Raw genomic sequence first — 17926 nt, forward strand, 5'->3', positions numbered from 1 at the left:
GGGCAAGCCCGCTCGCCACAAGGCTTGCTCGTTAAACGTTGTGGTGTTCCTTGTAGGCTTTCAGCGCCTTGAGCCGCTCGCGCTTGAGCGCCTCGCCCAGCGCAGGTCCTTTGAAGCCTTTCTCCAGCAGGGGCGCCACCGCGACTTCGCGCGCAACCTTGGCCGCGCCGCGCAAATAATCCGCCTGTGGATAACTTCGTTGCTCAAGGCCCTTGCGGCCGCGTGCATCCATTTCACAGCTCACCACGAACTCCTCAAACCGCTGAGGCCGGCGATACACGTCAAAACTCTGCAGCAGCTCCAGCAATGTCGAGGCCTTGAGTTCCAGAGCGCGGTGGCCATGAGTGTGATATTGGCCCACCAGCAGCGCCAGCTCCTGGCAATCCTTAGGCACCTTGAAGCGTTCGTTGACCGCCTTGATCAGCTTCAAGCCTGTCTGTTCATGAGCAATATGCTGCGGCAACTTATCCACAGCCGTCAGGCCCTTTCCCACGTCATGCAGCAGGCAGGCCCAGCGCACGGTGAGGGGTTGTTTGTGCAGGGCGGCCTGTTCCAGCACGCTCAAGGTGTGCAGGCCGGTGTCGATCTCGGGGTGATGGGCCTCCGGCTGTGGCACGCCGAACAACGCGTCCACTTCCGGCATCAGGGTTTTCAGCGCATGGCAGTCACGCAGCACCTGGATGAACACCTGAGGTTGATCTTCCATCAAGGCCCGGGAGATTTCCTTCCAGCTACGCTCGGGCGTCAGGGCTTCCAATTCGCCGGACTCGCTGAGTTGGCGCATCAGGCCGAGCGTCTCAGGCGCTACCGTGAAACCCAGATGGGCATAACGCGCTGCGAAGCGCGCAACACGCAGTACACGCAAGGGATCTTCGGCGAACGCCGGGGATACGTGACGCAGAATGCGCGCCTGCAGGTCGCGCTGGCCGTGGTACGGATCGGTCAGGTTGCCGTCACCGTCCTCCGCCATGGCGTTGATGGTCAGGTCGCGACGAATCAGGTCTTCTTCCAGCGTGACCTCGGGGCTGGCATGAAACACAAAGCCGCCATAACCCCGGCCACTCTTGCGCTCGGTGCGGGCCAGGGCGTACTCGTCGCCGTTTTTCGGGTCCAGGAATACCGGGAAGTCAGCACCCACCGGCTTGTAGCCCTTGGCGAGCATTTCTTCAGTGGTTGCGCCGACGACCACGCGGTCGATGTCGGTGACCTCGATGCCGAGCAGACGATCACGCACCGCGCCGCCGACTGTGTAGATTTTCATGAAAAAGCCTCCATTAGCGGCACAGGATACCGCCTGTGCCTGACCAATGGAGGCTTTGCAGTTTCAGAGATGAACGACGGCCAGGTCCAGGCGGCCGTAGTCGTTGTCGCTGTGATCGCTGCGCGGTGGCACATGGTGAGTCTTCATCACCTGGTCGCCCTGCAGGGTTTCCAGGTGAATATCGAAGCCCCACAACCGATGCAGGTGCTTGAGTACCTCCTCAGTGGATTCGCCCAAGGGTTTGCGGTCGTGCTGCTGATGACGCAGGGTCAGCGAGCGGTCGCCGCGCACATCGATGCTGTAGATCTGCACATTGGGCTCGCGGTTGCCCAGGTTGTATTGCGCCGCCAATGTCTCGCGGATGGTGCGGTAGCCGGGCTCGTCGTGAATGGCCGGCACCAGCAGGTCGTCCTTGAGGTCGTCGTCCATGATGCTGAACAGTTTGAGGTCGCGAATCACCTGGGGTGACAGGTACTGCAGGATGAAGCTCTCGTCCTTGAAGCTGCTCATGGCGAACTTGATGGTCGACAACCAATCGCTGCCGGCGATTTCCGGGAACCAGCGGCGATCCTCTTCGGTGGGGTGTTCGCACATGCGCCGGATGTCGCGGTACATGGCAAAGCCCAGTGCATAGGGGTTGATGCCGCTGTAGTACGGGCTGTCGAAGCCGGGTTGGAACACCACGCTGGTATGGGAGGTGAGGAACTCCATCATGAAGCCGTCAGTGACGAGGCCTTCGTCGTACAGGTCATTCATCAAGGTGTAGTGCCAGAACGTCGCCCAGCCTTCGTTCATCACCTGGGTCTGGCGCTGTGGATAAAAATATTGGGCGATTTTGCGCACAATACGCACGATTTCGCGCTGCCACGGCTCCAGCAGCGGCGCGTGTTTTTCCAGGAAATACAGGATATTTTCCTGAGGTTCGGCGGGGAAGCGTGCATTGTCTTTATCGCTGTTTTTCCCGGTTTTCTTCGGAATAGTGCGCCACAGGTCGTTGATCTGCTTCTGCAGGTGCTCCTCGCGCTCCTTCTGGCGCAGGCGCTCTTCCTCGGCGGAAATCGGGTACGGGCGTTTGTAGCGGTCAACGCCATAGTTCATCAGCGCATGGCAGGAGTCGAGCAGGTCCTCAACCGCGTCGATGCCGTGGCGTTCCTCGCATTGCATGATGTACTGCTTGGCGAACACCAGGTAATCGATGATCGAACTGGCATCGGTCCAGGTGCGGAACAGGTAATTGCCCTTGAAAAAGCTGTTGTGCCCGTAGCACGCGTGGGCAACCACCAGCGCCTGCATGCAGATGGTGTTTTCTTCCATCAGGTAGGCGATGCACGGGTCGGAGTTGATGACGATCTCGTAGGCCAGGCCCATCTGGCCGCGTGTGTACGACTTCTCCGTACTCAGGAAGTGTTTGCCGTAGGACCAGTGGTGATAACCCAAGGGCATGCCGACTGAGGCGTAGGCATCCATCATCTGTTCGGCGGTAATCACTTCGATCTGGTTGGGATAGGTGTCCAGGGCATAACCCGCCGCGATACGGCTGATTTCCCGGTCATAGGCCTGGATCAGTTCAAAGGTCCACTCGGAGCCGGTGGAAATGGGTTGGCGCTTATGCTCTTTTTTGGCGGTCATGTCACTAACCTGCGCTGGAAGAGTTCACGGAAGACCGGGTAGATATCGCCGGCCGAGACCAGTTGCTGTTGGGCGAAAGTGTCGGCAAAGGCTTCACCGATACGCTCATATTCAAACCACAGGGCCTGGTGCTCACGGGGAGTAATTTCGACGTACGTGTAGTACTGCACAAACGGCATGATCTGGTTGATCAAAATATCGCGGCAGATCGGCGAGTCGTCGTTCCAGTTGTCGCCGTCGGACGCCTGAGCCGCGTAGATATTCCATTCATTGGCCGGATAGCGCTCGGCCATGATCTCCTGCATCAACTTCAACGCACTGGACACGATGGTGCCGCCGGTTTCCCGCGAGTAGAAAAACTCTTCTTCATCCACTTCCCGGGCGCTGGTGTGATGGCGGATGAACACCACGTCGATCTTGTCGTAGTTCCGCTTGAGAAACAGGTACAGCAGGATGAAAAAGCGCTTGGCGATGTCCTTGGTCGCCTGGGTCATCGAACCGGACACGTCCATCAGGCAAAACATCACGGCCTTGGAGCTGGGGTTGGGTTGTTTGACCAGCAGGTTGTATTTCAAGTCGAAGGTGTCGAGGAAAGGCACGCGGTGAATGCGCGCGCTAAGTTTCTCTATTTCTGCCTCGATGGCCTGGATATCGCCGAAGTTGTCTGGTTCTTCGCGTTTTAAGCGCGCCAACTCTTCCTTCGCATGTTTCAATTTGGCGCGGCTGCTGCCTGACAGGGCGATACGCCGGGCATGGGCCGAGCGCAAGGTGCGGATGATGTTGATCCTGGACGGGTTGCCTTCGTTGCTGATGCCGGCGCGAACAGTCTTGAAGGTGTCGGTGCCGGTCAGGTTGCGTTTGACCAGGTTGGGCAGCTCCAGGTCTTCGAACATGAACTCCAGGAATTCCTCCTGGGTGATCTGGAACACAAACTCGTCCATACCCTCGCCGGAATTGCCCGCCTTGCCTGGGCCTTTACCGCCGCCACCGCCTTGGGGGCGCTGGATATGTTCGCCGGTGGTGAATTCTTTGTTGCCGGGGTGCACGACGGTCTGTTTGCCGCCGCGACCGTGGTGCAGCACCGGTTCGTCAATGTCGCGTCCGGGAATACTGATTTGCTCGCCATGCTCCATGTCGGTGATGGAGCGGCGGCTGACGGCCTCTTCAACGGCCTTTTTGATGTGGTCACGGTAACGCCGCAGGAAACGCTGGCGGTTTACCGTGCTCTTGTTCTTGCCATTGAGGCGTCGGTCGATCACATAGCTCATGGGGAGCCCTCCGGGCAGCTTCACGTTACAAGCTTCAAGCCGCGAGCTGGAAGCTTAGAGACAAGCGGTCAGCTGCCAGGCCAAAGGCCCGGCAGTACACGCCTGTCGCTGCCTTACTGTGATTTACGAACCCGCAGGTACCACTCGGAGAGCAGCCGTACCTGTTTGTCGGTGTAGCCACGCTCGACCATTCGAGTGACGAAGTCGTTGTGTTTTTGCTGGTCCTCCTTGCTGGCCTTGGCGTTGAAGCTGATGACCGGCAGCAGATCCTCGGTGTTCGAGAACATTTTCTTCTCGATGACCACCCGCAGCTTCTCGTAGCTGAGCCAGGTTGGGTTCTTGCCGTTGTTGTTGGCGCGGGCGCGCAGCACGAAGTTGACGATTTCGTTGCGGAAATCCTTCGGATTGCTGATGCCGGCGGGTTTTTCGATCTTCTCCAGCTCCTCGTTGAGGGCCACACGGTTGAGGATTTCGCCGGTTTCCGGATCGCGGTATTCCTGGTCCTGAATCCAGAAGTCCGCATACAGCACGTAGCGGTCGAAGATGTTCTGGCCGTATTCGCTGTAGGACTCCAGGTAGGCGGTCTGGATTTCCTTGCCGATGAACTCGATATAGCGCGGCGCCAGGTATTCCTTGAGGAAGCGCAGGTAGCGCTCGCGGGTTTCGGCCTGGAATTGCTCCTGTTCGATCTGCTGTTCCAGCACGTAGAGCAGGTGCACCGGGTTGGCGGCGATTTCGTGCGGGTCGAAGTTGAAGACTTTGGACAGGATCTTGAACGCAAAACGTGTCGACAGGCCGTTCATGCCCTCGTCCACGCCTGCGGTGTCGCGGTATTCCTGAATCGACTTGGCCTTGGGGTCGGTGTCCTTGAGGTTTTCGCCGTCATAGACGCGCATCTTCGAGTAGATATTCGAGTTCTCCGGCTCCTTGAGGCGCGACAGCACGGTGAACTGGGCGAGCATCTTCAAGGTATCGGGCGCGCAATGCGCCTTGGCCAGCGAGCTGTTGAACAACAGCTTGTCGTAGATCTTGATCTCATCGCTGACGCGCAGGCAGTAGGGCACCTTGACGATGTAGATCCGGTCGATGAAAGCTTCGTTGTTCTTGTTGTTGCGGAAGGTGTGCCATTCCGATTCGTTGGAGTGGGCCAGCAGAATCCCGGTGAACGGGATCGCGCCCAGGCCTTCGGTACTGTTGTAGTTGCCTTCCTGGGTGGCGGTCAGCAGTGGGTGCAGCACCTTGATCGGCGCCTTGAACATCTCCACAAATTCCATCAGGCCCTGGTTGGCCCGGCACAGCGCGCCCGAGTAGCTATAGGCGTCGGCGTCGTTCTGCGGGAATTCTTCGAGTTTGCGGATATCGACCTTACCCACCAGCGCCGAGATGTCCTGGTTGTTCTCATCGCCCGGTTCGGTTTTTGCCACGCCGATCTGGTTGAGGATCGACGGGTAGAGTTTCACCACGCGGAACTGGCTGATGTCACCGCCAAACTCGGCCAGGCGCTTGGTGGCCCAGGGCGACATGATGGTGTTGAGGTAGCGCCGTGGAATGCCAAAGTCTTCTTCGAGGATCGCGCCATCTTCCGTGGCGTTGAACAGGCCCAGAGGCGACTCGAAGACCGGCGAACCCTTGATCGCGTAGAAGGGCACTTTCTCGATCAGCTGTTTGAGCTTTTCAGCCAGAGACGACTTACCGCCGCCGACGGGGCCGAGCAGGTAGAGGATTTGTTTCTTCTCTTCCAGCCCTTGGGCGGCGTGGCGGAAGTAGGAGACGATCTGGTCGATGCATTCTTCCATGCCGTGGAAGTCTTCAAAGGCCGGATAGCGGCGGATCACCTTGTTGGAAAATATTCGCGACAGGCGCGAATTATTCGCGGTTTCCACCAGCTCCGGCTCACCAATCGCCAATAGCAGACGTTCGGCGGCAGACGCGTAGGTACTGCGGTCCTGTTTGCACAGCTCGAGATACTCTTGCAGCGTGAGTTCTTCCTGCTGTGTGGACGCGAAGCGTTGTTGGAAGTGGCTAAAGATACTCATGACGTCGTCACCTCGCTCGATACGTGGAGCCGACGCCGGGTCAATCAGTCGATGCTGGCAGTCATTGGTGATCAACCAATGGCCGTTTTCCCCCCAAACACCCTGAAACGCTACCGATGACCCGCACGCCGGTGTACCGGCTCTCCCCTGATTCGGATGGCCTGCGCTTAAGGATAGTTCGGAATCCGGGAGGTCAAGGCGGGATACGTAATTAGTTTGGCTGCGCCGTTCGTCAGAAACGGCGCGAGCCCAAGCGTCACGCGGGGTAGCGGGGTGTGAAAAAAATTATTGCGAATCGCCTGAGGCAATTTCTGCAGGATAGGTCGCACGCCACAGCTCAAAGCCGCCGTCCAGGCTATACACGTCAGAGAAGCCCTGGCTGATCAGGTAGGCGGCCGCGCTCTGGCTGGAGTTGCCGTGGTAGCAGGCAACGATCACCGGCGCGTCGAGGTCGGCGGCACGGATGAAGTCGGCAATGTTGGTGTTATCCAAATGTTGCGCACCGCTGATATGCGCGGCGGCATACGTCGGCTGATCGCGGATGTCGACCACCACCGCGCCTTGCTCGCGCAGCGCCTGGGCTTGTTCGGGAGGGATACGTTTGAATTCGCTCATGGCGGGCTCCTATGGCTTGGCGGCCGGCTGTGTCACAGAAAGGGGGGATTCGCACTGGCAGCTCAGGCGCTCGCCGGTGTCGATGTTCATCAGGGTCATGGCGCCGCCCCACACGCAGCCGGTGTCGAGGGCGAACACGCCGGGTTCATCGCATTTGCCTTCCAGGGCCGCCCAGTGGCCGAAGATGATCTTCGTGTCACGGGTCTTGCGCTCCTTGTGGGCGAACCAGGGTTTGTAGCCGGGCAGGGCGGTGTCGGCGCCTTCCTTGCTCTTGAGGTCCAGCTTGCCTTCGGCGGTGCAAAAGCGCATGCGGGTGAAGTAGTTGGTGATCACGCGCAGGCGGGCCACGCCGGTAAGGTCGTTGTCCCACTTGACCGGCTCATTGCCGTACATGCCGTCAAGAAAGGCGGTGTAGAGGTTGTCATCGGCCAGGGCGTTTTCGACTTCGGCAGCGCACTTGAGGGCTTTTTTCACCGTCCACTGGGGCGGGATGCCCGCATGGACCAAAGCCATGTTGCGGCCTTCGTCGTAATGCATGAGCTTTTGCCGACGCAGCCACTCCAGCAGCTCGGTGCGATCCGGCGCTTCGAGGATCTCGCGCAGCGTGTCGCCTTTTTTCAAGCGCTCGATGTTATTGCCGGCCGCCAGCAGGTGCAGGTCGTGGTTGCCCAGTACGCAGACCAGGGAATCACGCAGGCTATATAAGTAGCGCAGGGTTTGGAGGGATTCGGGCCCACGATTGACCAGGTCACCCACTAACCACAGGCGGTCGCTCGCCGGGTTGAAGGCAACTCGCTCCAGCAAGCACTTGAGGGGTTCCAGGCAGCCTTGCAGGTCGCCGACCGCGTACGTCGTCATCAGTGCAGGGCTCCCGGCACGGCGAGGCGGAAGGGCGCGATGACAGCGTCGAACAGTTTGCCGTCAGTGGCTTTCATCTGATAAGTGCCCTGCATGGTGCCGACTTTGGAGGTCATCACCGTGCCACTGCTATACGTATGGCTGGCGCCGATGTCGATCAACGGTTGCTGGCCAACCACGCCGGCGCCGCGCACTTCCTCGACCTGGCCGTCACCGTCGGTGATCACCCAGTGGCGCGACAGCAGCTTGGCCGGCACCTGCCCGTTGTTCTTCACCGTGATGGTGTAGGCAAAGGCGAAACGGTTGTGTTCGGGTTGCGATTGGTCCGCCAGGAAGCGGGTGACGACGCTGACGTCGATCTGGTAGCGAGGATCGGACATGCAAGAGGCCTTAAAAGCAAAAGCGGAGGACAGCAGATGCGGATCAGTCTAGGCCATGAGGAGGGCACTAGGCCAGACATGTGTCGGGCAGCTGGCAAGCGTTATCGGTATAACGCTGAGCAAATGTGGGAACGGGCTTGCCCGCGAATGCGCAGTGTCAGTCACTGAATGTGTAACTGATGCACCGCCATCGCGGACAAGCCCGCTCCCACATTTATATCGAGTTACAGCTTATTCCACGGTCGGCGCGGGCTGGATCGCAAGCTGATCAGCCAGGCGCACAAACGCGGCCAGGTCCAGTTGCTCGGGGCGCAGGCTGCCATCGACGCCGGCGGCTTCGATTTCGGCATTGCTGAGCAGGGCCTTGAGCGTGTTGCGCAGGGTTTTGCGGCGTTGGTTGAACGCCTCGCGTACCACGCGCTCCAGCAGTTTGTGATCCTTGGCCGGGTACGGCAGCACGGCGTGAGGCACCAGGCGCACGATGGCCGAGTCGACCTTCGGCGGCGGGTTGAACGCGCCCGGGCCAACGTTGAACAGGTGCTCTACGCGGCAGTGGTACTGAACCATGATCGACAGACGGCCCCAATCACCACCACCAGGGCGCGCCGCCAAACGCTCAACCACTTCTTTTTGCAGCATGAAGTGCATGTCGCGGATGATTCCTGCGTTGTTCAGCAGGTGAAAAATCAGCGGTGTGGAGATGTTGTACGGCAGGTTGCCCACCACCCGCAGGCTGCTGGGCGCAGCGTTGAGGCTGTTGAAGTCGAACTTCAGCGCATCGCCCTGGTGCAGGTTGAAATTGGGTTTGCCAGCAAACTGCTGGTTGAGGATCGGGATCAAGTCCTTGTCCAGTTCCACCACGTCCAGTTGCCCGCCACTGGCCAACAGGCCTTGGGTCAAGGCGCCCTGGCCCGGGCCGATTTCCAGCAGGCGGTCTTCCGGCTTGGCGTGGATGGAGCGCAGGATGCGGTCGATTACGCCAGCGTCGTGCAGGAAGTTTTGCCCGAAGCGCTTGCGCGCCCGGTGTTGGTAATGCTCAGTCATATACGGGTCTCGGCCATCTGATAGGCGGTTTCCAGGGCCACGTGCAGGCTGCCGGTATCGATCTTGCCGCTGCCCGCCAGGTCCAGGGCAGTGCCATGGTCGACGGAGGTACGGATGATCGGCAGGCCCAGTGTCACGTTGACTGCGGCGCCGAAGCCTTTGTATTTCAGCACGGGCAGCCCCTGGTCATGGTACATCGCCAGCACTGCGTCGCAGTGCTCCAGATACTTGGGGGTAAACAGAGTGTCTGCAGGCAGTGGGCCACGCAGGTCCATGCCTTCTTGGCGCAGACGCTCTAATGTCGGTTCGATGATGTCGATTTCTTCATGGCCCAAATGGCCGCCTTCACCGGCGTGCGGGTTGAGCCCACAGACCAGGATGCGCGGTTGGGCAATGCCGAATTTCTGTTGCAGGTCGGCGTGCAGGATGCGCGTGACACGCTCCAGGCGCTCGGCGGTGATCGCGTCGGCGATATCACGCAACGGCAAATGCGTCGTCACCAGTGCAACGCGCAGGCCGCGTGTGGCCAGCATCATCACTACTTGAGCGGTATGGGTCAGCTCGGCGAGGAATTCGGTATGGCCGGAAAAGGCGATACCGGATTCGTTGATCACGCCTTTGTGTACCGGCGCGGTGATCATGCCGGCGAAGTCGCCGTCGATGCAGCCTTGACCGGCGCGCGTCAGGGTTTCCAGTACAAAGGCCGCATTGGCCTTGTTCAGGTGCCCGGCAACCACCTTGGCGGCAAGCGGAGTGTCCCAAACGTACAGGCTGCCCGCAGGTGCCGGCAGGTCGGGCCAGTTGCCCGGTGACACGTCCACCAGGTTAACGGCCACACCCAGCTGCGCGGCCCGCTCGAGGAGCAGGTCACGGCTGGTAATGGCAATCAGGGGGTGTGGCTGAGGGTGCGAGGCGAGCAGCAGGCACAGGTCAGGACCAATGCCGGCCGGCTCGCCGGGTGTTACCGCGAAACGCTGGGGTTTCACTGTGCTGCCTGGTCGGTGCCTGTTTGCTCGGCGCCTGGCAGCTTGTTTTCCACGTAGGCTTCGTCACGGATCTGACGCAACCAGGTTTGCAGCTCTTCATCGTATTTGCGGTTACGCAACACGGTCAGTGCTTGCTGCTCGCGGGCCTGCGTGGTGTTGTCAGTGGCGCGACGGCCAAGGACTTCCAGTACATGCCAGCCATATTGGGTCTTGAACGGCTTGGACAGAACGCCTTGCGGGGTCTTGGCCATCACGTCCTGGAACTCAGGCACCAGCGCTTTCGGGTCGATCCAGTTCAGGTCACCGCCGTTGAGGGCCGAACCCGGGTCTTCCGAGAAACTCTTGGCCAGCGTGGCGAAATCTTCACCGCCTTCGATGCGGTCATAGATCTTCTGGGCCAGTTCCTTGGTTTGCGCTTCGGTGCGGATCTCGCTTGGTTTGACCAGGATGTGACGAACGTGCACCTCGTCTTTCAGCGAGGTCTCGCCGCCGCGCTTGCCGAGCAACTTGAGGATGATAAAGCCGCCTGGCGTACGTGCTGGCTGGGTAATGTCACCCACGTTCATCGCACTCAGCTCACGGTCGAACGGAGGTGGCAGCTGAGCAGCTTTACGCCAGCCCATGTCACCGCCGTCCAGAGCGTTGTCACTGCCGGACACGGCAATCGCCGTCTGGGCAAAGTCAGCACCGGCTTTCAGGCGGTCATAAACAGCCTGGGTTTTTGCGGCGGCAGCATTGAGCTGTTCGGCGTTGGCGCTGTCTGGCGTCGGGATCAGGATGTTGGCCAGGTGCAGTTCTTCGGAGAGCTGCATCTTGCCAAGGTCCGATGCCAGGAAGTTCTTCACTTCCTGCTCGGACACCTGCACACGCTCGGCCACGCGGCGCTGACGTACACGGCTGATGATCATTTCACGGCGGATCTGGTCACGGGCGTCCTCATAGGACAAACCGTCGTGAGCCAGTGCCGCGCGGAACTGGTCAACGCTCATGTTGTTGCGTTGAGCGATAGTACCGACCGCCTGGTTCAGCTCTTCGTCCGAAATACGGATGCCGGAACGATCGCCGATCTGCAGTTGCAGGTTTTCGACAATCAGGCGCTCCAGAACCTGTGGGTCCAGCACGCTGGTAGGTGGTACGCCGCCGCCACGCTTGGCGATGGTTTGCTGAACTTCCTTGACCCGTTGGTCGAGTTGGCTCTGCATGATCACGTCGTTATCGACGATGGCCACAACCTTGTCCAGCGGTTGAACCGCAGCGTGTGCCGAAGCGGTCCCCAGGAACAGTGCGCCCAGCACGAGTGGGCGCAGACAATCAGAAAGCTTGATCTTCACGTTCACGATAACCTTGAATGCCTTTGTCGAGGAAGCTCTCTACCTTGGCGCCGGTCAGGCCGCCGAGTCCTTTAAGGACGATCTGGAAGAAGAGCCCGTGGTCACCCTTTTCGTTCAGCGGGGCGATCTGGCTGTATTCGTCGTTGGAAACCCAGTAACGGTTGATGACGCGCAGTTTCCAGCAGCAGTTGTCGTACTCGAAACCACCAAAGGCTTCCAGGGTACGGTTGCGGGCATAGTCATATTGCCAACGGGTGATCAGGTTCCATTGAGGAATGATCGGCCACATCATCGAGAAGTCGTGTTGCTGGATTTTGTAGTAATCCTTGATGAAGTTCGGATCGCCTGGCTGGCCGTAATCGCCACCAAACTGCCATTTGCCGGTCAGCTGGTTGTAGACCACTTGGTCGTTGCGGTAGCGGTAACCGACGTTGATGATCTTGTTCGGGTTGTCTTCTGGCTGGTAGTGAAGCATCGCGCTGCCGGAACGAACGCTGTGCTCCTCGGTATCCCAGTTGTAGTCGGCGGTTGCGCGCCAGTCGCGGTTGTAGCGGTATTCGTATTCCAGAGCGATAGGGGAAACGTCAGACTGTGCATCTGCACGGTCGGACGCAAGGATGCCTGGAAGTTGAACCTGGCGATCCTTGAAGTACACCGCCTGGCCCACGGATACGCGCTGACGCTCGAAACCGTTGTCTTCGATCCAGCGACTGGTCACGCCCAACGACAGCTTGTTCTCGTCGCCGATCCGGTCGGAGCCGCTGAAGCGGTTATCGCGGAACAGTGAGCCGTAACTGAACGAGTATTCACTGGTGTCAAATACCGGGATATCGCTCTGGTCCTTGTTAGGCACATAGAGATAGTAGGCACGTGGTTCCAAGGTTTGGCGATAGTCTTTGCCGAACCAGTTCGTGTTGCGGTCGAAGTACAGGCCGCTGTCGATACTGGCAACTGGAATGGCGCGGTCTTGAGAGCTCTTGAATACGCCGCCGGCGTATTGAGTGCCCGCTGCAACTGACGCGTTCTGTTGCGCGATGATCTGGTCTTTGCCTGTGCTGTCCAGGTCAAGATCGTACTTGGTGTAGACATACTTGAGCTTCGGCGTAATGAAGCCGTAGGTCCAGTTCATCGGGTATTCAACAGCCGGCGCAACGTTCAGACGAGTACCGTTTGCACGGGTCAGGCCTGTGACGAATGTGTCGAGTCGATTCGAAACCAGGCCATCTTCATCGGTGAAGGTGCCCTTTTCCAGGCTACGTTCAAACCGGACAGCTTCCGTCTCGTAGGTGAAGTTCACGCCACCCGGGTGGTATGGCAGCATCCCGTTGAAGGTGATCTGCGGCAACCGGTCATACGGAGTGATCTGAGAGATCGTCGCCAGCTGGTAGGCCTGAAGGTTCAGGCGCGCCTGGAAATCGTCGCCACGATAAGCCACGGAACCCTGCTGGTTGACGAAGTCTCGCGGCTGAACGCCTTCTTGGTAGGTCTTCAGATCCTGGAAGAAGTAAGGGTCGCTGATGTTGGTGTAGTCGACCTGCGTCGCTACACGTGAATCCAGACCGCCCTTGTGCTGCCAGTTGACCATGTAACGGTCTTTTTCGTAGTCGCTCTGACCTTTACGCTCGTCGCTGTCATCGTTCAGGTACGCGCCGCCGAACTGACCTTCGCTGGACTTGGTGAGGTAGCGGAATTCGCCTTCCACCATCATGCCGCGCTTGGTCATGTACTGGGGGTACAACGTGGCATCGTAGTTCGGTGCCAGGTTGAAGTAGTACGGCGTAACCAGGGTAAAGCCGGTTTCGCTGCCGGTGCTGAAGCTTGGCGGCAGGAAGCCGGATTGACGACGGTCGTCGATCGGGAAGTAGATATACGGGGTGTACAGGATCGGAATGTTCTTGACCCGCAACGTCGCGTTGGTCGCCGTACCGAAACCGGTGGCCGGGTTCAACGTGATGTTGTTGCCTTTGAGCTGCCAGGCGTTGCTGTCCGGCTCGCAGGTGGTGTACGTACCGTCCTTGAGACGGATGATCGCGTTCTCGGCACGCTTGGCGTACAGCGCGTTACCGCGGATACGCGATTTGTGCAGCACGTATTCGGCGTTGTCGATCTGAGCGGCACCGGTGTCGAGCTGGACCTGGGCATGGTCGCCCACGATCAGGGCGCCGTTGTCGCGCAGACGCACGTTGCCGTTCAGCTCGCCACGGTTCTCGGCCTGATACAGGCTGGCTTCCTGAGCCTCCAGCTGCATGCTGCCCTGACGCATGACAACGTCACCGGCCAGGGTCGCGACCTGTTGTTCCTGCTCATAACGCGAGGCCTTGGCACCGATGAAGGTCGGCGCATCGCTCTTGTTCGTCTTGTCGTTCATGCCAGGACGAACCGGTTCGATGTACGCGCCGGAGCAATAAGGACCGGTTTCAGCCAGTTGGGCTGCGGTCAGCTTCTCGCGAGGCACCCAGTCCAGGTGGCTGTAGTCGGCGCTGCGCGAACGCAGGCCACGGCCCTTGGCTTCGGTGACCAGAGCGGTCTTCGGTTCGGCCTCGGCGCTGCCGTCAGCATTGGCTTGCGCCGTGCTGCCGGCCGAGCTGACGGCTGCGCCGTCATGCACCGGGCGTGGTGGCAACGGGGCTGCGGCGGTTTTCGGCGCGCAATCCCAGGCACCCGAAGCAGAGACTGAGCAGTCATACTGTTCCGCGGCGACCACGAATGAGGTGGCGAAAGGTTGCATGGCCAGCAGACTGCCGGTTACCAGCAACGGAAATTTTCTACGAAACGCGGGGGATTTCAATGCCATCTTATTAGTCCGGGCTTCCTGCGTGCCATCTGCCCGCGGTGTGGGCCGCACGCCTCTCGATGGTCTGAAAAAGATGCGTGATAATAAAGCATGACCCGCTTGACGGCTAGCGCCGTCGGAGACCCTTGTAATGCCCGAGCAAGATCTACGTTTACAACAGCTGAAAGTCTGGCTGGATGAGCAGTTGCCGATCCTTTTCAACGCTCAGGACTGGGGCGCCGTACCCCCGGCCACATTGACCGCGGCCAGCAGCGACGCGAGTTTCAGGCGTTACTTCCGGTGGGAAGGCGGTGGGCAAAGTTTCGTCGTAATGGACGCGCCACCCCCCCAGGAAAACTGCAAACCTTTCGTCGATATCGCTGATTTTCTGGCGAAATCAGGAATAAATGTGCCAAAAATTTATGCAGAAGATTTGCCGCGCGGCTTTCTTTTGCTTAATGACCTGGGCAAAAAAACCTATCTGGACGTGATTGACGAGCAAAACGCCGATCCATTGTTCGCCGATGCCATCGATGCGTTGCTGGCTTTTCAGCAATTGCCGATGGACGCGCCGCTGCCCAGCTATGACGTAGCCTTGTTGCGCCGCGAGCTGGAACTGTTTCCGGAATGGTACGTTCGCCGGCACTTGGGTATCGAGTTGGATACCCAGCAACAGGCCTTGTGGCAGCGCGTCAGCGATCACTTGATCGACAGCGCCCTGGCCCAGCCTAAAGTGCTGGTGCATCGCGACTATATGCCGCGCAACCTGATGATCAGCGAACCGAACCCCGGTGTGCTGGATTTCCAGGACGCCGTCTACGGCCCGGTCACCTACGACATCACGTGCCTGTTCAAGGATGCGTTCCTCAGCTGGCCGAAAGCGCGCGTACGCGCGTGGCAACGGGGCTATTGGGAGCGTGCCGGGCAGTTGGGCATTCCGGTACAGGCCGATTTCGAAGAATTCCAGCGCGCCAGTGACTTGATGGGCGTGCAGCGTCACCTCAAGGTGATCGGTATTTTCGCGCGTATCTGCCATCGCGACGGCAAGCCACGCTACCTGGCGGACGTGCCGCGCTTCTTTGCTTATATAGAAGCGGTGCTGGCAGACCGTCCTGAGCTGGCCGAGTTGGGCGAACTGCTTGCCAGCCTGCGCCAACCTGTCGAGGCGAGCGTATGAAAGCCATGATCCTGGCGGCCGGCAAGGGTGAGCGCATGCGCCCGTTGACCTTGCACACGCCCAAACCCCTGGTGCAGGCGGGCGGCAAGCGGCTGATCGAGTATCACCTTGAGGCGCTGGCCAAGGCCGGCTTCAGCGAAATCGTGATCAACCATGCGTGGCTCGGCCAGCAGATCGAAAGTTACTTGGGCGACGGTGCGCAGTTTGGCCTGCGCATCCAGTATTCGGCCGAAGGCGAGCCGCTGGAAACGGGCGGCGGGATTTTCCAGGCATTGCCGTTGCTGGGTGACGAGCCCTTCCTGGTGGTCAATGGCGATATCTGGACCGACTACGACTTCACCCAATTGCGCCGGCCACTTCAGGGGCTGGCGCATCTGGTGATGGTGGATAACCCGGCGCATCACCCCTCCGGCGGCGATTTCCACCTGGATCAAGGGGTGCTTCATGATGCGGCGCCCGGTGCCGATAACCTGACCTTCAGTGGCATTTCAGTGCTCGACCCTCAATTGTTCGCGGGTTGCAGTGCCGGTGCCTTCAAGCTGGCGCCGCTGCTGCGCACGGCCATGGCCAAAGGTCTGGTAACGGGAGAACACATGACGGGACGCTGGATTGATGTCGGCACGCTGGAGCGTCTGGCGCAGGTCGAAACCTTGCTGACTGCGGGGCAATAAGATGTTGTGGCCAGGGACACTGATCGGTGCCGGGGCTGGCTTTGCCATTGCCAGTATTCCGGGGGCCTTGTTGGGGGCATTGCTGGGGCAGGCGCTGGATCGCCGCCTTCAGCTGCAAAGTTGGGCGCAACTGCGCGAGCGCCTGGGCGGGCGCCCGGCGTTGCGCAATGACGAACTGCTGTTCGTGCTGTTGGGGCGCCTGGCCAAGAGCAATGGCCGCGTGGTGGATGGGCATATCCAGCAGGCGCGCCAGGAGATGCGTGCGCTGGACATGACCGAGTCGGCCCAGCGCCGGGCGATTACCGCGTTCAATCGAGGCAAGTCCGGTTCCGACCGAGTGCGCAATTACCTGCGCGTGCTCAAGGCCCAGCCCCATGCCGCAGAGGGTTTACTGCGCGCCTGTTGGCGCATGGCCTGGGCGGACGGCAAGGTGGATAACGCCGAGCGCGACTTGATCGACCTGTGGGGCAAGTGGCTCGGCTGGACGCCGCAACAGCTGCAGGCGCTGGCTGCCGATTACGTGCAGGAGCGCAAGCCGTTGGCCAATCGTGCGGGCGCCTATCAGGACGCGATGCGAATTTTGGGGGTCACGTCCACCAGCGAACCGAGTGTGATCAAACGCGCCTATCGCCGCCTGCTCAGTCGCCACCACCCGGACAAGATTGCCGGCACTGGCGCGAGCGCCGCACAGGTGCGCGAAGCGACCGAGCGAACCCGTGAGCTGCATAACGCTTATGCGTTGATTCGCGAGCGCCGGGATTTTCGCTAACCAGTACAAATCCCGAGTTGCCAACTCCATTCGTGTGGGCGCTGGCTTGCCGGCGATAGCGGTGTGTCAGCTAAACAGTTGTCACCTACAGCCCGCTATCGCAGGCAAGCCAGTTTCCACAGTTGATTGGGTTATCAGATCAAGGTTACTCAGCAGCAGTCTGCGGGCTCAACCACCCGCGAACCCGCCGATACAACTGTTCCTGCTCAGCCGAACTGTTGCCGGGCAAGGTCTTGAGTGACACCTGTTTATAGCTGGCATTCTTCCCACGCTTGGCGGCCTGGATGCGTGCCAGTGCGTTTTTGCGCTCCTGAGCGCCGTCCTGGTAAAAAACATCCGCCGTTGGCACTTTCAACGCCGGGGCCAATTGTTGCAGGTCTGGCTGCCTGGCCGCCGGCGTCTTACCTGCCACCATCACCAGCTTTTGCACCTGGGACGGTTGTTTCTCGCTCAGGTAACGCGCCGCCCACCAGGCGCCCGTGCCGTGGCCGAGCAGCACCACGCTGCGTGCGCTCTGGGTCTGGGCAAAGGCAACGGCGGCATCGATGCGGTCGAAGATGCGTTTGGCGTCGGTCTTGTCTTGTTCATCGGCGCCCGGCACTACCGCAGGGTCGGTGCCTTCGGCTTCGGCGCTGGCGGCTTGTTCGATGGGTTTGGCCGCGGTGCTGCCGTCTTTGCTGCTGGTATCGACGGCGGCCTTGGGCGATTCCAGGACGCGTGGCGGCAAGGTGTCGACGTTCACGTCCGGCAGCGACAGGCTCAGCGTGGCCCAATTGGCGTCGGGTAATTTGCGCCGCAACGGTGCGATTGCTTGTGGCCAGTCAGCGCTTTCCCCGGCGCCCGGCACGATAATCACCACGCCTTCGGGCTCGGCGCTGTTGGCCGGCTTCCACAGGGCCAGGAATGAATCGCTGCCGGCCTGCAATTGTTGCTGTTCCTGTTGCGGAACCTGACGCTCCAGGGCGCTGGCTTCTTCCTGGCTGCGCTCGGGCAGGGGTTGGCGTTCAGCCGGTTTTTCGGCGGCGGGTGCAGGCGCGTCGGCGGCCTGCACAGAAAAGGCGCTGGTAAATAGCAGCGACAGGCACAATGCTGGCAGTGCCGAACGGTGGATAAAGGGCATCGTTAATT

At 60.0% G+C, this 17926-nt stretch carries 15 protein-coding genes; 3 read left to right on the plus strand and 12 right to left on the minus strand.

Features of this window, described 5'->3' with window-relative positions; translation table 11 throughout:
• Positions 1 to 31 precede the first annotated feature (31 nt).
• The 11 genes from AACV02_RS03560 to AACV02_RS03610 all read right to left on the minus strand — a co-directional run bounded on the left by AACV02_RS03560 (position 32) and on the right by AACV02_RS03610 (position 14202).
• A complete protein-coding gene (locus tag AACV02_RS03560; RefSeq protein ID WP_119737668.1) occupies positions 32 to 1261 on the minus strand; it encodes a multifunctional CCA addition/repair protein in 1230 nt (409 codons plus the stop codon).
• A 63-nt stretch (positions 1262 to 1324) separates the two neighbouring features.
• The gene (locus AACV02_RS03565) at positions 1325 to 2890 is read right to left on the minus strand and encodes a SpoVR family protein (protein ID WP_106575525.1); all 1566 of its coding nucleotides are present in this window, start codon (positions 2888 to 2890) and stop codon (positions 1325 to 1327) included.
• A complete protein-coding gene (locus AACV02_RS03570) occupies positions 2887 to 4158 on the minus strand; it encodes a YeaH/YhbH family protein (protein ID WP_119737671.1) in 1272 nt (423 codons plus the stop codon). The genes AACV02_RS03565 and AACV02_RS03570 overlap by 4 nt, the downstream gene beginning before the upstream one ends.
• A 113-nt stretch (positions 4159 to 4271) precedes the next feature.
• Positions 4272 to 6194, minus strand: a complete 1923-nt coding sequence (locus AACV02_RS03575) for a PrkA family serine protein kinase (protein ID WP_003194732.1) — start codon at positions 6192 to 6194, stop codon at positions 4272 to 4274.
• A 285-nt stretch (positions 6195 to 6479) separates the two neighbouring features.
• Positions 6480 to 6809: a thiosulfate sulfurtransferase GlpE gene (gene glpE, locus AACV02_RS03580; protein WP_106575523.1), complete on the minus strand. Its 330-nt coding sequence runs from the start codon at positions 6807 to 6809 to the stop codon at positions 6480 to 6482.
• A gap of 9 nt (positions 6810 to 6818) precedes the next feature.
• A complete protein-coding gene (locus tag AACV02_RS03585) occupies positions 6819 to 7667 on the minus strand; it encodes a symmetrical bis(5'-nucleosyl)-tetraphosphatase (RefSeq protein ID WP_119737673.1) in 849 nt (282 codons plus the stop codon).
• Positions 7667 to 8047 (minus strand): Co2+/Mg2+ efflux protein ApaG, encoded by a 381-nt coding sequence (apaG, locus tag AACV02_RS03590; protein WP_106575521.1) that lies wholly within the window; start codon positions 8045 to 8047, stop codon positions 7667 to 7669. Before apaG ends, AACV02_RS03585 begins: the two co-directional genes overlap by 1 nt.
• 231 nt (positions 8048 to 8278) lie before the next feature.
• The gene (gene rsmA / locus AACV02_RS03595) at positions 8279 to 9091 is read right to left on the minus strand and encodes a 16S rRNA (adenine(1518)-N(6)/adenine(1519)-N(6))-dimethyltransferase RsmA (protein ID WP_119737675.1); all 813 of its coding nucleotides are present in this window, start codon (positions 9089 to 9091) and stop codon (positions 8279 to 8281) included.
• Complete coding sequence (gene pdxA / locus AACV02_RS03600) at positions 9088 to 10077, minus strand: 4-hydroxythreonine-4-phosphate dehydrogenase PdxA (RefSeq protein WP_119737677.1); 990 nt, start codon at positions 10075 to 10077, stop codon at positions 9088 to 9090. Before pdxA ends, rsmA begins: the two co-directional genes overlap by 4 nt.
• Positions 10074 to 11414, minus strand: coding sequence for a peptidylprolyl isomerase (locus AACV02_RS03605; protein ID WP_119737679.1), 1341 nt, complete (start codon positions 11412 to 11414; stop codon positions 10074 to 10076). Before AACV02_RS03605 ends, pdxA begins: the two co-directional genes overlap by 4 nt.
• Positions 11389 to 14202 carry an LPS-assembly protein LptD gene (locus tag AACV02_RS03610; RefSeq protein WP_119737681.1) on the minus strand — a complete coding sequence of 938 codons (2814 nt, stop codon included), beginning with the start codon at positions 14200 to 14202 and terminating at the stop codon, positions 11389 to 11391. Before AACV02_RS03610 ends, AACV02_RS03605 begins: the two co-directional genes overlap by 26 nt.
• A 130-nt stretch (positions 14203 to 14332) precedes the next feature.
• Here AACV02_RS03610 and AACV02_RS03615 point away from each other — a divergent pair, with 130 nt between their 5' ends.
• Genes AACV02_RS03615 through AACV02_RS03625 form a run of 3 tightly spaced genes read left to right on the plus strand, consistent with a single transcriptional unit; the run spans position 14333 to position 16798 of the window.
• Positions 14333 to 15358 (plus strand): aminoglycoside phosphotransferase family protein, encoded by a 1026-nt coding sequence (locus AACV02_RS03615; protein ID WP_119737684.1) that lies wholly within the window; start codon positions 14333 to 14335, stop codon positions 15356 to 15358.
• Positions 15355 to 16029, plus strand: a complete 675-nt coding sequence (gene murU / locus AACV02_RS03620) for an N-acetylmuramate alpha-1-phosphate uridylyltransferase MurU (RefSeq protein ID WP_119737686.1) — start codon at positions 15355 to 15357, stop codon at positions 16027 to 16029. The genes AACV02_RS03615 and murU overlap by 4 nt, the downstream gene beginning before the upstream one ends.
• A 1-nt stretch (position 16030) precedes the next feature.
• The gene (locus tag AACV02_RS03625) at positions 16031 to 16798 is read left to right on the plus strand and encodes a TerB family tellurite resistance protein (RefSeq protein ID WP_119737688.1); all 768 of its coding nucleotides are present in this window, start codon (positions 16031 to 16033) and stop codon (positions 16796 to 16798) included.
• Between the two features lie 145 nt (positions 16799 to 16943).
• Here AACV02_RS03625 and AACV02_RS03630 read toward each other — a convergent pair whose 3' ends face one another.
• Entirely contained in the window at positions 16944 to 17918 is a 975-nt protein-coding gene (locus tag AACV02_RS03630) for an alpha/beta hydrolase family protein (RefSeq protein ID WP_119737690.1), read from the minus strand.
• Positions 17919 to 17926: the final 8 nt, after the last annotated feature.

Origin of the sequence: Pseudomonas sp. Larv2_ips, from assembly GCF_963879675.1 — a bacterium.
Taxonomy (GTDB): Bacteria; Pseudomonadota; Gammaproteobacteria; order Pseudomonadales; family Pseudomonadaceae; genus Aquipseudomonas.

Coding starts and splice junctions, on each gene's coding strand:
- AACV02_RS03610 (WP_119737681.1), bottom strand. CDS start 14,202: ATGGCATTGAAATCCCCCGCGTTTCGTAGAAAATTTCCGTTGCTGGTA.
- rsmA (WP_119737675.1), bottom strand. CDS start 9,091: ATGACTGAGCATTACCAACACCGGGCGCGCAAGCGCTTCGGGCAAAAC.
- murU (WP_119737686.1), top strand. CDS start 15,355: ATGAAAGCCATGATCCTGGCGGCCGGCAAGGGTGAGCGCATGCGCCCG.
- AACV02_RS03585 (WP_119737673.1), bottom strand. CDS start 7,667: ATGACGACGTACGCGGTCGGCGACCTGCAAGGCTGCCTGGAACCCCTC.
- AACV02_RS03630 (WP_119737690.1), bottom strand. CDS start 17,918: ATGCCCTTTATCCACCGTTCGGCACTGCCAGCATTGTGCCTGTCGCTG.
- AACV02_RS03575 (WP_003194732.1), bottom strand. CDS start 6,194: ATGAGTATCTTTAGCCACTTCCAACAACGCTTCGCGTCCACACAGCAG.
- AACV02_RS03625 (WP_119737688.1), top strand. CDS start 16,031: ATGTTGTGGCCAGGGACACTGATCGGTGCCGGGGCTGGCTTTGCCATT.
- AACV02_RS03560 (WP_119737668.1), bottom strand. CDS start 1,261: ATGAAAATCTACACAGTCGGCGGCGCGGTGCGTGATCGTCTGCTCGGC.
- AACV02_RS03615 (WP_119737684.1), top strand. CDS start 14,333: ATGCCCGAGCAAGATCTACGTTTACAACAGCTGAAAGTCTGGCTGGAT.
- AACV02_RS03565 (WP_106575525.1), bottom strand. CDS start 2,890: ATGACCGCCAAAAAAGAGCATAAGCGCCAACCCATTTCCACCGGCTCC.
- AACV02_RS03570 (WP_119737671.1), bottom strand. CDS start 4,158: ATGAGCTATGTGATCGACCGACGCCTCAATGGCAAGAACAAGAGCACG.
- glpE (WP_106575523.1), bottom strand. CDS start 6,809: ATGAGCGAATTCAAACGTATCCCTCCCGAACAAGCCCAGGCGCTGCGC.
- apaG (WP_106575521.1), bottom strand. CDS start 8,047: ATGTCCGATCCTCGCTACCAGATCGACGTCAGCGTCGTCACCCGCTTC.